Annotated in this window: 14 protein-coding genes; 7 read left to right on the top strand and 7 right to left on the bottom strand. The window is 73.2% G+C overall.

Annotated features, from left to right (window positions below; all coding sequences use genetic code 11):
• Nucleotides 1-22 precede the first annotated feature (22 nt).
• Nucleotides 23-502: a universal stress protein gene (locus tag IE286_RS14495; RefSeq protein WP_189797107.1), complete on the top strand. Its 480-nt coding sequence runs from the start codon at nt 23-25 to the stop codon at nt 500-502.
• Nucleotides 503-643: 141 nt separating this feature from the next.
• Nucleotides 644-2071 (top strand): amino acid permease, encoded by a 1428-nt coding sequence (locus IE286_RS14490; RefSeq protein WP_189797106.1) that lies wholly within the window; start codon nt 644-646, stop codon nt 2069-2071.
• Between the two features lie 12 nt (nt 2072-2083).
• Here the strand turns inward: IE286_RS14490 and IE286_RS14485 are convergent, their stop codons facing one another.
• Nucleotides 2084-2299, bottom strand: coding sequence for a hypothetical protein (locus IE286_RS14485; RefSeq protein WP_189797105.1), 216 nt, complete (start codon nt 2297-2299; stop codon nt 2084-2086).
• Between the two features lie 240 nt (nt 2300-2539).
• Here IE286_RS14485 and IE286_RS14480 point away from each other — a divergent pair, with 240 nt between their 5' ends.
• The 4 genes from IE286_RS14480 to IE286_RS14465 all read left to right on the top strand — a co-directional run bounded on the left by IE286_RS14480 (nt 2540) and on the right by IE286_RS14465 (nt 5133).
• Nucleotides 2540-3088 carry a sigma-70 family RNA polymerase sigma factor gene (locus IE286_RS14480; protein WP_189797104.1) on the top strand — a complete coding sequence of 183 codons (549 nt, stop codon included), beginning with the start codon at nt 2540-2542 and terminating at the stop codon, nt 3086-3088.
• A 144-nt stretch (nt 3089-3232) separates the two neighbouring features.
• Complete coding sequence (locus IE286_RS14475; RefSeq protein WP_189797103.1) at nt 3233-3751, top strand: hypothetical protein; 519 nt, start codon at nt 3233-3235, stop codon at nt 3749-3751.
• 131 nt (nt 3752-3882) lie between these two features.
• Nucleotides 3883-4533 carry a zf-HC2 domain-containing protein gene (locus tag IE286_RS14470; protein ID WP_189797102.1) on the top strand — a complete coding sequence of 217 codons (651 nt, stop codon included), beginning with the start codon at nt 3883-3885 and terminating at the stop codon, nt 4531-4533.
• A gap of 120 nt (nt 4534-4653) precedes the next feature.
• Nucleotides 4654-5133, top strand: coding sequence for an HIT family protein (locus IE286_RS14465; protein ID WP_189797101.1), 480 nt, complete (start codon nt 4654-4656; stop codon nt 5131-5133).
• A gap of 26 nt (nt 5134-5159) precedes the next feature.
• Here IE286_RS14465 and IE286_RS14460 read toward each other — a convergent pair whose 3' ends face one another.
• The gene (locus IE286_RS14460) at nt 5160-6023 is read right to left on the bottom strand and encodes an Fpg/Nei family DNA glycosylase (protein ID WP_189797100.1); all 864 of its coding nucleotides are present in this window, start codon (nt 6021-6023) and stop codon (nt 5160-5162) included.
• 145 nt (nt 6024-6168) lie between these two features.
• A complete protein-coding gene (locus tag IE286_RS14455; RefSeq protein WP_189797099.1) occupies nt 6169-8268 on the bottom strand; it encodes a SpoIIE family protein phosphatase in 2100 nt (699 codons plus the stop codon).
• 61 nt (nt 8269-8329) lie between these two features.
• On the opposite strand from IE286_RS14455, the gene IE286_RS14450 reads away from it, so the two are divergent.
• Nucleotides 8330-9751 carry a lipase maturation factor family protein gene (locus IE286_RS14450; RefSeq protein WP_189797098.1) on the top strand — a complete coding sequence of 474 codons (1422 nt, stop codon included), beginning with the start codon at nt 8330-8332 and terminating at the stop codon, nt 9749-9751.
• Nucleotides 9752-9880: 129 nt separating this feature from the next.
• Here IE286_RS14450 and IE286_RS14445 read toward each other — a convergent pair whose 3' ends face one another.
• The 4 genes from IE286_RS14445 to IE286_RS14430 form a co-directional block, all read right to left on the bottom strand.
• Entirely contained in the window at nt 9881-10261 is a 381-nt protein-coding gene (locus IE286_RS14445) for an SH3 domain-containing protein (protein WP_189797097.1), read from the bottom strand.
• Nucleotides 10262-10706: 445 nt separating this feature from the next.
• A complete protein-coding gene (locus tag IE286_RS14440) occupies nt 10707-13727 on the bottom strand; it encodes an alpha-mannosidase (RefSeq protein ID WP_189797096.1) in 3021 nt (1006 codons plus the stop codon).
• A gap of 60 nt (nt 13728-13787) precedes the next feature.
• Nucleotides 13788-15809, bottom strand: a complete 2022-nt coding sequence (locus IE286_RS14435; RefSeq protein ID WP_189797095.1) for an endo-beta-N-acetylglucosaminidase — start codon at nt 15807-15809, stop codon at nt 13788-13790.
• Nucleotides 15806-17062 (bottom strand): glycoside hydrolase 5 family protein, encoded by a 1257-nt coding sequence (locus IE286_RS14430; RefSeq protein WP_189797094.1) that lies wholly within the window; start codon nt 17060-17062, stop codon nt 15806-15808. Before IE286_RS14430 ends, IE286_RS14435 begins: the two co-directional genes overlap by 4 nt.
• Between the last annotated feature and the right edge of the window lie 23 nt (nt 17063-17085).

Genomic DNA, 17085 nt, shown 5'->3' with positions numbered 1-17085 from the left:
GTGTTTCGATAGCCTCGCGAGTGTGACGGAACAGCACCAGGAGCACGAGCGGCAGGAGCATCGGTTCGAGCGGGGCACCGACGGACCGAAGGTCATCGTGGCCGGTGTGGACGGCTCGGACTCCTCCATGCGTGCCGCCGCCTACGCGGCCGGCCTGGCACGGCGGCAGGGTGCTCTGCTGGCGCTGGTGTACGTCCAGCCGGTCATGGCGGCGGGCGCGGCGCTCGGCGCTCCGGTGGCCGAGACGACCGACGAGATCGCCGAGGAACTGGTGCGATACGTCCGGCAGGCCGCCGAGCGTGTGAAGGGCATCTTCGACGTCCGCTGGGAGTTCCACACCTTCCAGGGCGACCCGTACAACGGGCTGGTGCAGGCCGCCTGCGAGCTGACGGCGGACGCCGTGGTGGTGGGCGCCTCGGAGCGGGCCGGCCACCGGATCATCGGGTCGGTGGCGGTCCGCCTGGTGAAGTCGGGGCGCTGGCCGGTGACGGTGGTGCCGTAGCCGCTGTCGCCGGGGCCGCGGCGGCCGCGGGTCCGTGGCCGCCGGTGCGGGGCCGGGCGTGCGTGGTGTCTTCCGTCCCCGGTGACGGTGGGTCATGATGATCCGCCGTCAGCCGTTGCCGTCGGCGAAGAGGTGAGGCGCGTGGCCGGGCTCCGCATGGGCGGGGGCATTCTCCGCCGTAAACCCATCGAGCACATCGAGGAGACGGAAGCGGCCGAGGGGCCACGGCTGGAGCGGTCGCTCGGCTTGTGGCAGCTCACGGCGATCGGCGTGGGCGGCATCATCGGCGCGGGCATCTTCACGCTCGCCGGCACGGTGGCCAACGGCACCGCGGGTCCGGCCGTGCTCGTGTCGTTCCTGATCGCGGGGGTGGCCAGTGCCGCCGCCGCGCTGTCGTACGCGGAGTTCGCGGGGCTGATCCCGAAGGCGGGTTCGGCCTACACCTACGGCTATGCGGTGCTCGGCGAGTTCGCGGGCTGGTTCATCGGCTGGGACCTGCTGCTGGAGTACACGGCGATCGTCGCGGTGGTGGCGATCGGCATCTCCGGGTACTTCAGCTTCCTGATCGAGGACATGGGCGCGCATCTGCCCGCCTGGATGCTGGGCGCGCCGGGGACCGGGTCCGGGCACAAGGTGGACCTGTTCGCGGCGGTGCTCTGCCTGCTGATCGCCTGGCTGCTGAACCTGGGCATCCGCAACGCGGCCCGGTTCGAGACGGCCGTGGTGGCGCTGAAGGTCCTGGTGGTGCTGGTGGTGATCGTGGTGGGCGTGTTCCACATCGACACCGCCCACTACCACCCGTTCTTCCCGTACGGGGTGGGCGGGGCGTTCACGGGCGCGGCCACCGTGTTCTTCGCCGTCTTCGGCTACGACGCGATGTCGACGGCGGCCGAGGAGTCCAAGGACGCGCAGCGGCACATGCCGAAGGCGATCGTGTACTCGCTGGCGATCGCGATGGTGCTGTACGCGGCGGCCTGCCTGGTCCTGACCGGGATGCAGAAGTACCAGGACATCGACAGGGAGAGCGGGTTCTCGACCGCGTTCAAGTCGGTGGGGCTGAGCCGGCTGGCGGACGTGATCGCGGTGGGCGCGATCATCGGCATTCTCACCGTGATGTTCACCTTCATGCTGGGCGTGACCCGGGTGTGGTTCGCCATGTCGCGGGACGGGCTGCTGCCGAGGTGGTTCGCCAAGACGCATCCCACGCGGCATGTGCCGACCCGGGTGACCTGGATCGTCGGTGTTGCTTCGGCGCTCATCGCCGGGTTCCTGCCGATCGCGGAGGCGGCCGAGCTGACCAACATCGGCATTCTGCTGGCGTTCGTGGTGGTGTGCACGGCGGTGATCGTGCTGCGCTACCGGCAGCCGGACCTGCCGCGGAGTTTCCGGACCCCGTGGATGCCGTTCGTGCCCGCGCTCGGCGTGATCTTCTCCCTGTGGCTGATCACGTTCCTGCAGTGGCAGACGTGGGTGCGGTTCGCCGTGTGGTTCCTGATCGGGTGCGTGATCTACTTCGGCTACTCGTACAAGCGGTCGGTGCTGGCCCGGCAGGAGCGGGCCGGCGACTGACCCGGCCGGGCGTCAGGCGTCCCCGGGCCGGTGGGTGTTCGCCCGCCGCGGTGCCGGATCCGCCGCCGCCCGGTGCGGACCTGCCGGTGCCGCTCCCGGCCGGACCGCGGCCGGCGACGACGGTGCGGGTGCGGTGTGCTGCTGCTCGCGGTGCGCGGCCTGGCAGGCGGCGGCCGCGGCGAGCAGGCCGGTGAGGACCAGGGACACCAGGTGTCTGCGTGCGAACATCGGTTCACCCCACTGTGATCAAGCGCCCGAGCGGTCATATCGACAGACAAGATCCGTCAGATGCATGGGTACGAAGCCGGCCGCCGTCGCAAACGGACCCGACGCCGCCGTTGACCCGGCCGGGTGAGGCACCGGGTCCGGAACCGTTCGTCGCACCGTTCACCGACGCCATCGACCGTCCGTCGCAGAGCGGCGTGCGCCCCCTGTCCCTGCGGCGGCCCGCTGCGTTGCCATACAGCCATGACGGCCGGAACCGTACTGTCCAGCTCGACCACCACCGCGGAAGACGAACTCGCCGCCCTGCAGCGCGAGCACGGCCGCCCGCTGTTCGCCCTGCTGCTCCGGCTGTGCGACGGCGACCGGCAGCGCGCCGAGGACCTGCTCCAGGAGACCCTCGTGCGGGCCTGGCAGCATCCCGAGGCACTGCGCGCCGACGCCTTCTCCTCCGTCAGACCCTGGCTGCTGACGGTGGCGCGCCGGCTCGCCATCGACGCGCGCCGGGCCCGGCAGGCCCGCCCGCCGGAGGTCGGCGACGCGGCCCTGGAGAGCGCCCGGGTGATCGCCGACCACGCCGAGCGGTCCGCCGCGACGCTCGATGTGCGCCGCGCTGTGCAGACCCTCACACCGCAGCACCGTGACGTCCTGGTGCTGGTGTACTTCCAGGGGGCCAGTGTGGCGGAAGCCGCCGAAATGCTGGGCATTCCGCCCGGTACCGTGAAGTCCCGCGCGTTCTACGCGCTGCGCGCGCTGCGCCGCGTGCTCCCGGGCTACGCGGCCGACGTGCGGTGAAACCACCCGCACGGCAAAGTCCTGGCAAAGCACCTTGCCGCGAAGGGCCGTCGAGTAATCGGCTGTTCTCGTCCGTGTGCCGGGGACCCGTCCCGGGAGCCGGGGCCGGGTGCGCGCGCACGCACCGGAGGAAGGCAGGAAGGGATGCTGCACAGAGGTCACGAGAGCACCGGCGGCGACGGGGACGGCGGCACACTCGCCGTTCCGATGGCCTGGTTCTGCGCCGAGTACATCGCCGACGAGCTGCTGCGCACCGGCGATCTGATGCCGCCGTCGTCCGTGGAGTACCGCGCGGGCCGGGACGCGCTGGCACTGACCGTCTTCCTGTCCGGCACCGGCGACGAGCTGTCGGGTCTTCAGGTGATCGCGCAGTTGCCGACCTGGCTGTCCCTGACGGCCTACGACCAGGGATGGCAGGACTGGGTGCGCGAGCGGCTCGCCGACCTGACGGCCGACGCGGAGGCGAGCGGCGTCCGCTCGCCGGATCTGGCGCTGGCCCGGGCCGCCTGGCGGTGGCTGGAGGAGACCGAGCTGCTCGCGGCCGACCTGGACGCGGTGCCGGGCCACGCCGGCACGACGGACGAGGACGACGGGCCGAAGGTCTGGACGCCGGCCTGGCAGCTGGGGCTTCCGCTGGGGCATCTCGCCATCCACCTGTTCTAGACGCACCGTCCTCTGTTCCAGACGCACCGTCCTCGTGGCCGTCTCCTCGTGGGCGTCGTCTTGAGTGATCCGGCGCCGCGCTGCGTACCGGTGGGAGCAGAAGGCAACCCCACCCCTGACGAGGACACGGCATGAGGTCCCTGGAACGGCATCGCGACGCCGGTGCGTACGCGCTCGGCCTGCTGGACGCGGCCGACGCCTTCCGCTTCGAGGACCACCTCGGACGATGTCCCCGCTGCACCGCCGCCGTGACCGGCTTCCGGCCCACCGCCCGGCAGCTGCTGCTCTACCGGCGGGCCACGCCGCAGGGGGTGGACCCGGTGACCCGGCCCGGTCCCCGGCTGCTGGAGCGCCTGGCGGCGGAGGTGGCCCGGCGGCGGAAGGCCGGGCGGCGCAGAGCACTGTACGGCCTGGGCGCCGCGGTGGTGCTCGCCGTGGGCGGACCCGCGGGCACGGTCGCCGCCGGGCACCACACCCGGGCCGTGGTCGTCACGGCGGACGGTGCCGGAGGGGGCCTGCGGGCCGAGGTCCGGGCCGCCCCTGCACGCTGGGGCAGCGAGGTGCGGCTGCGGCTGCGCGACACGGCGGGACCGTACACGTGCCGGCTGGTCGCGGTGGGCCGCGACGGCTCGCGGCAGACGGTGGCCGGCTGGCGGGTGCCCGCGCACGGCACCCGGCCCCTCGGCGCCACGGGCGCCACGGCCCTGCAGCCCGCCCAGATCGCCCGCTTCGAGGTGCGCACCGCGGACGGGCGGCGCCTGCTCACGCTCGACCCGCGCTGACCGCCACCCGCGGTCGCCGCCGGCGACTCCCGCCCCGGCCGGGGCCGCCTCTCCGAGCGGCCGAGAGCCGGCCGTGATCACTCGTGAAGGACATGATCACTCATGAGTAAGGTCAGGGCCATGACTGGTGACTGGCGGACGGACCGGATCGGGGCTGCTCTGCGGGGCGAGAACCCGACCGTGCTGCGACGCCTCGCATCCGGATTCGCGGTGATCGGCGACGTGCAGTTCCTGCCGGGCTACTCGGTCCTCCTCGTGGACGACCCCGGTGTCCAGCGGCTGACCGACCTGCCGAGGGCCGAGCGGCTGGCGTTCCTGTCCGACATGGACCGGCTCGCAGAGGCCGTCGAACGGGCCTGCCGGCGGTCGGACCCCGGTTTCCGCCGGGTCAACCTGGAGATCCTGGGCAACACCGACCCGTTCTTGCATGCCCACGTCTGGCCGCGCTACGCCTGGGAGCCGGCCGAGCTGGTGGGCCGACCGGTGTGGCTCTATCCGCGTGAGCGGTGGAGCGACCCGCGGTACCGGCTCGGTCCGCAGCACGACGCGCTGCGGGCGGCGATCGGCGGGGAACTGGACCGGTTGCGTGCGGCGGACTGATGGTCCGGGCCGGCTCGGGGCCGCCGCTACTTCAGCAGCCGCGACAGTCTGCGGTCCGCCAGCGGCTTGCCGCCCGTCTGGCAGGTCGGGCAGTACTGCAGCGAGGAGTCGCTGAAAGACACCTCCCGGACGGTGTCGCCGCACAGGGGACAGGGCTCGCCGGTGCGGCCGTGCACCCTCAGGCCGCTCTTCTTCCCCGCCTTCAGCCGGCCGGCCGCCACCCCCCGGGCCCGTTCGACCGCCTCGGTCAGCGTGCCGCGCAGCGCCTGGTACAGCCGCTCGACCTCGTCGCGTGTCAGGGAGGCCGTCGGCTTGAACGGGGACATGCGGGCCGCGTGCAGAATCTCGTCGCTGTAGGCGTTGCCCACGCCCGCGATCAGGCTCTGGTCGCGCAGCGCCCCCTTGAGCTGCCGCCGCCGGCCGGACAGCAGCCCGGCCAGGCGCTCGGCGTCGAAGTCGGCGGCCAGCGGGTCGGGGCCGAGGCGGGCCACGCCCGGCACCTCGCACGGGTCGTGCACGACGTACACCGCCAGACGCTTCTGAGTGCCGGCCTCGGTCAGGTCGAACCCCGCGCCGGTCGCCAGGGCGACGCGCAGCGCCAGCGGGCCCCGGCCCGGACGGGGCACGCCGTCGGGCAGCCGGTCCCGCCACTGCAGCCAGCCCGACCGGGCGAGGTGGACCACCAGACGGGGGCCGCCGTCGGTGGCCAGGTCCAGGAACTTGCCGTACCGGCGCACCGCGCTCACCTCGCGGCCCTCGAGCGCGGTGACGGGCGGGTCGTAGGTCTTCAGGACGCTGACCGCGACGGGCAGCACCCGCACGATCTCCTGTCCGGTCAGGTTCTCGCTCAGGAAGTCCTTGAGCGCTTCCACCTCGGGCAGCTCCGGCATGGTTCCAGGGTGCCACCGGGCACCGACAGCGCCGGGCGGCGCGCGGGCGGCTCACTCGGCACCGGGCGGCTCACTCGGCACCGGGCGGCTCACTCGGACTCCGCGCCTCCCTCGCACTCCGCGGCTCCCTCGGGCTCCGCGCGGCTCACTCGGGCTCGGGCACCACGAACTCGCCCCACAGGCACTTGCCGCTGCCCCGCGCCTGCACGCCCCAGCTGTCGGCGAGGTGATCCACCAGCAGCAGGCCGCGCCCGGACACCCCCTGCTCCCCCGCCGGACGGTCCGCGTGGCGGCGCGGCAGAGCGCTGGAGGGGTCCTCGACCTCCACCCGCAGCCGCCGGCCGGGCCCGCTGAGCAGCCGCAGGGTGACGACGGCGGGGCCCTCGGTGTGCTGGAGCGCGTTGGTGATCAGCTCGTCGGCGACGAGTTCGATCTCGTCCGAGCGTGTCCCGGCGCCCAGGGAGCGGGCCGCGGCGCGGATCGCGTGACGGGCCCGGACCAGCGCCTCGGGGTCGCCCGGTGGCACGTGCTGCCGGACGCATGCCACGGGCTGCTGCTCGGCCAGGGCGCGGCGGCGCAGGATCAGCAGGGCCACATCGTCGTCACCGCCGCGCAGCTCGGACATGCCGATCAGCTCGTCGGCGAGCGCCTCGACGTCGTCGGGGCCGGAGGCGACGGACGCGCACACCGAGCGCACACCGTCGTCGAGATCGGCGCCGGGCTGTTCGACCAGGCCGTCGGTGCACAGGATCAGCGTCTCCCCGGGGTCCAGCTCCATGGTGCACACCGGGTAGTCCAGGCCGCCGAACTCGGCGGACAGCCCGAGCGGCAGGCCGCCGTCGACGGAGACACGGCGGCAGCCGCCGTCGTCGCGCACCAGCGGGTCGATGTGCCCGGCGCGGACCACCTGGACGACGCCGGTGGACAGGTCGGCCTCGGCGTACAGACAGGTCGCGAAGCGGTCGGTGTCCAGTTCGTGCAGGAAGACGGAGGCGCGGGCCATCACGGTGGCCGGGGTGTGGCCCTCGGCGGCGTAGGCGCGCAGCACGATGCGCAGCTGGCCCATGACGGTGGCGGCGTGCGTGTCGTGGCCCTGGACGTCCCCGATGACGGCGCCGACCCGGGCGCCCCCGTGGAGTCCGCCGCCGGGCAGCGGAATCAGGTCGTACCAGTCGCCGCCGACGTCCCGACCGGATGTGCCGCCGTCGTACCCGGAGCGGTAGCGCACGGCGACGTCGGCGCCGGGCACGCCGGGGATGGTGCGCGGCAGCATGGCCTGCTGCAGGCTCCGCGCGAGATCCTTGTCCTGCTCGTAGAGCACGGCCCGCTGCAGGCTCTGCGCGATGCTGCTGCCGAGGGCGATCAGGATGTCGCGTTCCTCGGGGGTGAAGCCGCGTCGGTCGCTGTAGAGCAGGCCCATCCCGCCGATCGGGCGGGCCTGGGCGATCAGCGGCAGATAGGCGGCCGAGGTGATGTTCAGGTCCGTGAGGCGCGGCCACAGCACGGGATAGCGTTCGGCGAACTCCTCCGGGGACTCGATGAAGCACGGGCTGAGGGTGCGCACCGCCTCGCTCATCGGGTACGGCTCGTCGATACGGGTGACGCGGGTGCCGGGCACGGACGCTCCCTTGGGGCCCTCGGCGACCAGCCGGATGCGGCCGGCCTCCACCAGCCCGAGGACCAGGCTGGTGGAGCCGAAGCGGGTCAGGCCGTGGGTGTCGCGGACGACGTCGATGACGTCCTGCACGGTGCGCGCGTGGGCGAGGGCGGCGGTGGTCGACTGCACGACGTTCATGCGCTCGCGACGGCCGGCTCTTTCGCTCAGGCCCGCGCCGTCGTCGAGTTCGTCGGTGGCGTCGCGGACGATGCCGATGATCCTGCGGGGGCGCCCGCTGGTGTCGCGGGATATGTGTCCCTGGGTATGGATCCAGGTCAGGGAGCCGTCACGGCGGCGTATGCGCAGGTAGGTGCCGTAGCGTTCGCTGTTGTCCTTCATGGCCTGGGTCACCAGGGAGTCCAGGCGGGTGCTCTCGCTGCCGGGGACGCGGGCGGCCAGGCTCTCGGGGCGGCCGTCGTACTCCTGGGGGGTGAGGTCGAAGATCCGGTGTGCCTGGGCGTCCATGGTGAGCAGACCGGTGTCCAGGTCCCAGTCGAAGCTGCCCATGCCGTTGAGCGCGAGGATCGTATCGGGGTGGACCCGGCCCTCCGGGAGTGCCGGAGCGCGCGCCGCCCCCTGTTCGGCCATGGGGCTACCTTGCCAGGCTTTGCCCGATTCTTCGAGTGGGGAGCCGGGTAGCCGAAGGGTCGTGGACTGGTTCACCGTGCCCGACTACGCGATGAGCCGGCTGGTCTTCCAGCGGGGGCTGGCCGCACTGTATCTGGTGGCGTTCCTGACGGCGGCCCTGCAGTTCCGGGCGCTGCTGGGAGAGCGGGGGATGCTGCCGGTCCCCCGATTCGTGAAGCGGGTGCCGTTCCGGGCGGCGCCGAGCCTGTTCCACCTGTACTACTCGGACCGTTTCTTCGCGGCGGTCGCCTGGGGCGGGTGCGCGGTGTCGGCGGCGCTGCTCGCCGGGCTGCACGACCTGCTGCCGCTGTGGGGCGCCCTGCTGCTGTGGCTGGTGCCCTGGGCGCTGTATCTGTCGATCGTCAACGTCGGGCAGACCTGGTACGGCTTCGGATGGGAGTCGCTGCTGCTGGAGACCGGGTTTCTCGCCGTGTTCCTCGGCAACGACGAGGTGGCGCCGCCGGTGCTGGTGCTGTTCCTGCTGCGCTGGATTCTGTTCCGGGTGGAGTTCGGCGCGGGCCTGATCAAGATCCGCGGGGACGCGTGCTGGCGCAAGCTGACCTGCCTGCACTACCACCACGAGACTCAGCCGATGCCGGGGCCGCTGAGCTGGTTCTTCCACCATCTGCCGGGCCCGCTGCACAAGGCCGAGGTGGCCGCCAACCACGTCACGCAGCTCGTCGTGCCGTTCCTGCTGTTCACGCCGCAGCCCGTCGCCGCGGCCGCGGCCTCGCTGATGATCCTCACCCAGCTGTGGCTGGTGCTGTCGGGGAACTTCGCCTGGCTGAACTGGATCACCATCGTGCTCGCACTGCCGGCCGTGCGCTTCCCCGGGCCCGCGTCGCCCGCGGCGCCGGCGCCGCTGTGGTACGTGGTGGTCGTGTCGGCGGTCGCGCTGCTGCTGGTGGTCCTCAGCTACCGGCCGGTCGCGAACCTGGTCTCCCGCCGCCAGGTGATGAACCGCTCCTTCGACCCGCTGCACCTGGTGAACACCTACGGCGCGTTCGGCAGCGTCAGCCGGGTGCGCTACGAGGTGGTCATCGAGGGCACCCGGGACGACAGCCCGCGCGAGGACGCCGACTGGCGGGCGTACGAGTTCCGCGGCAAGCCGGGTGATCCCCGGCGCTGGCCGCGCCAGTTCGCGCCCTACCATCTGCGGCTGGACTGGCTGATGTGGTTCGTCGGCCTGTCCCCGGCGTACGCGGGTGCCTGGTTCGGCGCCCTGATCGAACGCCTGCTGGAGGGCGACCGTGCCACGCTGCGGCTGCTGCGCCGCTCCCCGTTCCCGCCGGAGCGGCCACCGCGCTGGGTGCGCGCCCGTCTGTTCCGCTACCGCTACACCACCTGGCGGGAGCTGCGGGAGACGGGCGCCTGCTGGCATCGCATTCATGTGCGGGACTTTCTGCCGCCGACCCGGCTGGAGGAGCCGGCCCGCAGCGGCTGACCAGGCCGGTGCCGGGCCCGGTCAACCGCTGCGGGAGGCCGGGCCCCGGCGCCTTCCGTGTCGCGGTCGCCTCCGTGTCCCGGCCGTCCCGGGACGGCCGGGACACGGATCGGCGCCGGCCGGCGCGGGTCAGCAGCGCGGCACGTAGTTCTGGATGCGTCCGGTGCTCAGGTAGTAGTCGCTGACGTAGCGGGGGCCCGACGCCGTGTAGAGGCCGGCCCAGATGGCGTAGCCATTGACGGAGGTGCCGGTCGTCCAGCAGTCCACCTCCACCTTCGTCCCGTTGGGCAGGACGTAGAGGGTGGTGGAGCTGGTGCTGGGCTTGGTGTGCACCCTCAGCCCGCTGGGTGCCTTCTGCACATAGGCGCACCAGGCCTGCGGGTCGCTGCCGAAGGATCCGCAGCGGAAGGCGTCCGCGGAGGCGGTCGGCGCCATCGCCATCCCGGTGGCGAACAGCGTGGCGGCGCTCGCGGCGACGACGGACGCGGACGTCCAGCGCGTACGTCTCATGTGGTTCCCCCTGTGGTCTGCGGGCCGTCCGCCGCCGCCCGGCGACGAACGGCGCGGTCATGAACACGTTGAAAGGTAGGCAATCCCCGCCGGGCCGCGAGTCATCCGGACAGCGGACACGCCGGTGAACCTGTGCGGTCCCCCCACACGGCCCAGCGGGGTACGCCGCCGTACGGCCCAGCGGGGGTACGCCGCCGTACGGCCCAGCGGGTACGTCGTGCCGCTGCCGGCCGTATCGTCCTGGGCGCCCTGGCGTTCGTGGTGTTCCTGGCCGCCGCCGGTGTGCGGCTCGCGGTACGGACACTGCGCGCCGCGCGATCCCGCTTGCCGATGCCGGCGCCGCCGCGACCGGCCGGGCGCACCGGTGCGGCGCAGCCGCTCGGCGGACTGCGCCGCGCCGGTGTGCCGGGCGCCGGACGGCCGCACCCGTGCCGCGGGGCGCCCGTCAGGCGCGCCGCAGCCGCAGGGTGGTCAGCTCGAACGGCCGCAGCCTCACGGTGATCCGGTTGCCGTCACGGTGCGGTGCCTGCGCGTCGGCGAGCGGACGCTCCAGCAGATCGGTCACCGTGACGTCGGCGACGTCGAAACCGGCGGTGAGCGTCGCGCGGACCCGCCCGCCGTGGGCCTCGTGGAAGCGGACCACCACGTCGCCGCTGCCGTCGTCGGCGAGTTTGACGGCCGTGACGACGACGGCGTCGTGGTCGACGGCGACGAGCGGCGCGACCTCGCCCGCGCCGGTGGTGTGCCGCTCGGGCAGGTTGATCCGCCAGCCCTCGCGCACCGCGTCGCCGATGCCAGCGCCCGGCACCAGGGCGTGCCGGAAGCGGTGGACGCCCTGGTCGGTCTCCGGGTCGGGGAAGCGCGGGGCGCGCAGCAGCGACACCCGCACGGTCGTGGTGGTGCCGCGGTCGCCGTCGGTGCGGACGGTCCGTGTCACGTCGTGGCCGTAGGTGGAGTCGTTGACCACGGCCACGCCCCAGCCGGGCTCCTCCAGGTGCACGAAGCGGTGGTTGCACGCCTCGAACTTGGCCGCTTCCCAGGAGGTGTTGGTGTGGGTGGGCCGGAACACGTGCCCGAACTGGGTCTCGGAGGCGTACCGTTCGGCGTGCACGTCCAGCGGGAAGGCCAGCTTGAGGAACTTCTCCGTCTCGTGCCAGTCGACCTCGGTGTCCAGCACCAGCCGCCGCTCGCCCGCCGGCAGTGTCAGCACCTGGGTGACCCGGGAGGCGCCGAAGGACCGGACGACCCGCACCGAGGCGCCGTCCTCGCCGGGGGTGACGGACTCGGCGTCGGTGAGGTCGGTGACCGTGTGGCGGTAGAACTCGTCGACGTCCCAGGCGTCCCACTGGTTGGGGAAGTCCTGGTGCAGTTGGAGGAGGTTGGCGGCCCGGCCGGGGGCGATGGTCTCGCGGTCGGCCTCCAGGTCGCAGGCGGAGACCACCAGGCCGCGGTCGTCGATCTCGACGCGCAGCAGGCCGTTGTCGAGGACGTGCCCGCCGCCCTCGCGCGCGGTCAGCGTCGTGGTGCCCTCGGTGCGCGGGGTGGCCGCGCCGCCGGCCGGCACACCCTTGCGGCGGTGCGGGGCCGCGTTGAACACCAGCGGTGTGGTGCCCTCACCGGCGAGCGCCCGCTGGGCCGCCTCGATGATGCCGTTCAGCTCCTCGGCGATGCGCCGGTAGGTCGCCCTGGCCTCACGGTGCACCCAGGCGATGGAGGAGCCGGGCAGGATGTCGTGGAACTGGTGCAGCAGCACCGTCTTCCAGATCCGGTCCAGCTCCTGGTACGGGTAGGGGAAGCCGGTCCGCACGGCGGCCGTGGCCGCCCACAGCTCGGCCTCGCGCAGCAGGTGTTCGCTGCGCCGGTTGCCCTGCTTGGTCTGCGCCTGGCTGGTCAGGGTGGCGCGGTGCAGCTCCAGGTACAGCTCGCCCACCCAGACCGGCGGCTCGGGGTACTCGGCCTCGGCCTTGTCGAAGAACGCGGCCGGGGTCTCCCACTCCACCCGTGCCGAGCCCTCCAGGTCGCGCAGCCGCGCGGCCTTGGCGACCATCTCCCGGGTGGTGCCGCCGCCTCCGTCGCCCCAGCCGGTGGGTGCCAGGGAGTGCCGGGCGACGCCCTTGTCCTTGAAGTTGCGGACCGCGTGGGCGATCTCGCTGCCCTTCATGGAGCAGTTGTAGGTGTCGACGGGCGGGAAGTGCGTGAAGATCCGGGTGCCGTCGATGCCCTCCCACAGGAAGGTGTGGTGGGGGAAGGTGTTGGTCTGCGACCAGGAGATCTTCTGGGTCAGCAGCCGCTTGGAGCCGGCCGCCTTGATGATCTGCGGCAGTCCGGCGGCGAAACCGAACGTGTCCGGCAGCCAGGCCTCGCCGTTCTCGATGCCGAACTCGTCGAGGAAGAAGCGTTTGCCGTGCACGAACTGCCGGGCCATCGCCTCCGAGCCGGGCATGTTGGTGTCGGACTCCACCCACATCCCGCCGGCCGGGACGAAGCGTCCGTCCGCGACGGCCTTCTTCACCTTCGCCCACACCTCGGGCCGGTGCTCCTTGATCCACGCCCACTGCTGCGCCTGCGACATGGCGAAGACGAACTCCGGTTCGTCCTCCAGCAGCGCGGTCATGTTCGAGGCGGTCCTGGCCACCTTGCGCACCGTCTCCCGCAGCGGCCACAGCCAGGCGGAGTCGATGTGCGCGTGTCCGACGGCGCTGATGCGGTGGGCGGAGGGCTCGGCGGGTGCGGCCAGCACTCCGGCGAGGCGGGAACGGGCCCGCGCGGCGGTGCCGTTCACGTCCTGCAGGTCCACGGCGTCCAGGGCCCGGTCCACCGCGCGCAGGATCTCGTGGCGGCGCGGCGAGTCGGCCGGCAGCTCGGCCATCAGCTCGCCCAGCACCTCCAGGTCCATCACCAGCTGCCACACGGTCTCGTCGAACACGGCGAGGTCCATGCGGGTGAGCGTGTACTGCGGCTCGCTGCCGGCGGTCTCCTTGTCGCCGAGCCGGGTGGGCAGGAAGGGGTGGTAGTCGAGGATGACGGGGTTGGAGGCGGCCTCGATGTGCAGGCGCACCTCCTCCCCGCCGGCGACGGGCGACCCGATCCGCACCCACTGGTTGCGCGGGTTGAGGCCCTTGACGGGTGTGCCGTCGGGGCGGTAGACGAGGCCCTCGCACTGGAAGCCGGGCATGTTCTCGTCGAAACCGAGGTCGAGCAGGGCCTCCACGGTCTTGCCGGCCCACTCCTTCGGCACGGTGCCGGTCACCCGGAACCAGCTGGTGCCCCAGGGGGCACCCCAGCGGGCGCCCACCTCGATCGGTTCCGGTTCGGCGGCCAGCCCTTCGGCCACCGGCACGGGCTCGCCGGGCGCGTGCCACACCGCGACCTGGAGGGGCACGGATTCGGGGTGGACGGCGGGACGGATGCGCTCGTCGAGGACGCGCTTGAGGCGGGCTTCGACCAGGCGGCGGTCGTCATGCATACGGGGTGCTCCGAAGATGTTGCGTCAGCGGGTGGATCGGTGGTTCATGTCGGTGGTCGGTCACCAGGGGTGGGTGACGGTCGCGGGAGCCGACGAGGTGTACAACTCCCCCACCGCGCGGACTTCGAACCGTACGCCCCGCTCGCCCGGTGCGGGTGTCAGGCCGGTGACGAAGTACGCGCGCTGGCAGGTGCCGCCGAGGAAGCGGCGGGTGCCGTCGGGCAGCACCCGGTGCAGGGTGTAGTGGCGTACGGCGCCCGGTGCCCGGTTCCAGGCGAGCCGCAGATCACCGCCGTCGGCGGCGGTGACCCGCAGCCCGGTGGGGGCCGCCGGGCGGGCGGGGCGGTCGTGGACGGCGAGGCCCCCGAGCCGCCAGCGCACCGGGGTGCCGTCACCTGTGGCGGTGAGCCGGATCCCGAGGGCGTGCACGGTCGCTCCCGCCAGGTCCGCGAGCCGGACGGCGACGGTGTGCCAGCCCTCGCCGGTGGCTGCGGGTACGGGCAGATACCTGTACGGCGGTGCCGCTCCGGCCGTCTCGGGCTCGGCGGTGGCCACGGCCAGCTCGACGCGGACGTCGCCGGCGTCGGTGCGGTGGGTCAGTTCGACCACGGTGTCCGGGCCGGCGGGCAGCCGGGTCGCGTACAGGTCCACCTCGGCCGGCCGGTCGAGGGCACCGTCCACGAGGAGGCTGCTGCCGCCGTGCCAGGCGTCGGCGAAGTCGAAACCGACCACGGGCCGCGGGCCGTCGGTGCGTACCGTCCAGCGGCGGGAGGGCAGCCGGTCCTGCAGGCCGAGGTGGTGCCACGGGCTGTCGGAGGTGACCTCGCCGTTCTCGTACCAGCGCAGGCCGTGCCCGGTGTTGAACACGGTCGCGAACGGCAGTGCGGTGACCGTGGACCGGTCCGCCACCGACACCGCGGGCGCCCGCCAGCCGTCGCTCTCGTCCGGGCGGGCGGGGTCGAGCGAGCGGCCGGTCCAGAACCGGTCGTCGGCGGCGTGGAACTCCTCCGGGGTGTGGTCGTCGGGCAGATGGCCGCGGGTCCACTCGGGGCGGTACAGGCCGATCGAGGTGGTGTGCGGGCGGTCGGCGGGCACGATCGCGTCCCAGTCCACGGGGGTGTTCCAGCCGCCGGACTCCACGTCGACGCCCGCCCACAGCTCGTAGCGGCTGCGGCCCAGGCGTTCGGCCAGGTCCCCGGAGGAGGCAAGCTTGTCCGCGGTCCAGCGGAAGTCGACGAACATGTCGTCGGCGGCCTCGAAGAGCGCCTGGTTCTGCTCGTCCAGGGCGCCCTGCCAGCCCACCGATCCGCTCACGGTCATCGCGTCGTACCAGGTCACCCGCTGTCCGCGGGCGGCGGCGAGCCGGCGCAGCTCGCGCACGAAGCTCAGCATGGCGGCGCCGAGGACACTGTCGCCGCCGCCGGTCTCGGCGTTGACGAACCAGCCGTCGAAGCCGTACGCGGTGGCCACGGCGACCAGTTGCGCGGCGAGCGGGTGGTGCCCGGAGGCGTCCTGCCGCACCAGGTCCCGGGTCCACTGCAGCTGTCCGCCGTAGGCGGCGGGCGGCAGGAAGACGGTGCCGAGGACGGGGACGCCGTGCCGGTGGGCGGCGTCCACGACGGGTGCGTTCGGGGCGAGGATCAGTCCCTCGCCGGAGGAGCCGCCCCAGAACACCAGCTCGTCGAGGTAGGCCCAGTGGGTGAGGGCGTAGAAGTCGGCGGTGGGTGCGCCCTGGGAGGGGTTGCCGGAGGTGGGTGCGAAGGAGACCAGAGCCTGGATGCGGGCCTGTCCGGCGCGGGCGGTGGGGTTGGCCGGGGTGGGGGTGAAGCGGCGGGCGAGAGGGACCGTGGCGGCGTTGAAGGCGAGGTCGGGGTCGGTGTCCGGGCTCCAGGACGCCAGCGACCGCCAGGTGACGCCGGGGGCGGGTTCGCCGTCGGGCAGGGAGTCGGGGAACCAGTAGGAGGCGTACGGCTGGAGGGCGGCCGTCGCTTCCGGGGCGGCCGTGGCCGGGCGGGTGGTCAGGGCGGGCAGCAGTGCGGCCGCGGTGCCGGCGCGCAGGACGGTGCGGCGGGTGGGGTTCACGAAGCAGTGCCTCCTGACGGTGCGCCGAGTACCTGGCTGGGGGTGACGACGTCGGTGAGGCCGCGGGCGGCGAGGTGGCCGGGGTCGTCGGCCCGGGTGTCGAGGACGGTGGTGGGGCGGGCGCCGTCGGCGGTCAGCCGGAAGAACGCCTCGAAGACGTCGCCGCCGGGCGCGCAGCGGGAGCGGGAGGCCGGGTCGGCGGGGACGACGAGGGCCGTGGTGCGCGGGGCCGGGGCGTAGGTGTGGTCGCGGGCCAGGGCGGCCAGAGTGTGCGCGATGTCCTTGGGGCGGCGGTCGTTGGTGAGCAGGCCGAGGGTGTACTCCAGCTCGGGGAAGTCGGCCAGGTCGCGGGAGACGTCGTGGGAGCACCACCAGGTGATGCCCCACAGGTCCGGGCAGTCCAGGGCGGCCGCGACGGTGGCCGCGGCGAACGCGGGGGCGTGCTCGGCGGGGATCAGGGGTGCGGGGGCGCCGACCTCCTGGAGCCAGACGGGCCGGTGCGGGTCGTCCGCCCAGGCCTTGCTCAGCTCGATCAGGTAGGCGGCATGGTGCTCGGTGGGCACGGAGGCGCGGCCGTGGCGCTGGGCGGTGCCGTTGAACACCCAGGAGTGCACGGCGGTCAGGGCGCCGTGGCGGGCGGCCTGGGCCGGGGTGAACGGCATGTCGTCCTGGTACCAGGTGGCGTCGTACTCGGCGTGCAGGTGCGTCCGGCCGGGGGCGCCCTGCTCGCAGGCGGCGAGCATGCGGTCCAGCCAGGCGTCGATCTGGTCGGAGGTGGCCCGGTCGGGGTCGGGGTGGGGGCCGGCGGAGAACTGGTTGATCTCGTTGCCGAGGGTCATGCCGAGGAAGTTGGGCCGGTCGGCGAGGGCGGCGGCAAGGGTGCGCAGATAGGCGGCCTGCCCGTCGAGGATCTCGGGGTCGGTGAACAGGTTGCGCCGGTGCCAGGTGCGCGTCCAGGCGGGCAGGTAGTCGAAGCTGGACAGGTGTCCCTGCAGGCCGTCGACGTTGACGTCGAGGCCGCGTTCGGCGGCGGCGTCGACGAGCTGGACCAGCTGTGCGACGGCGCGGGGGCGGATCAGGGCACGGTCGGGCTGGAAGTACGGCCACAGCGCGAAGACACGGATGTGGTCCAGGCCGAGCGCGGCGATGGAGTCCAGATCGGCGCGCACGGCGTCGAGGTCGAAGTCGAGCCAGTGGTGGAACCAGCCTCGGCTGGGGGTGTAGTTCGCGCCGAAGCGCACGGTGGAAGGCATGGGCGAGGTCCTCGGTGACGGGT

Source organism: Streptomyces thermodiastaticus, from assembly GCF_014656135.1.
In the GTDB taxonomy this organism is placed as follows: domain Bacteria; phylum Actinomycetota; class Actinomycetes; order Streptomycetales; family Streptomycetaceae; genus Streptomyces; species Streptomyces thermodiastaticus.
This window is presented reverse-complemented; position numbering and strand designations above follow the sequence as displayed.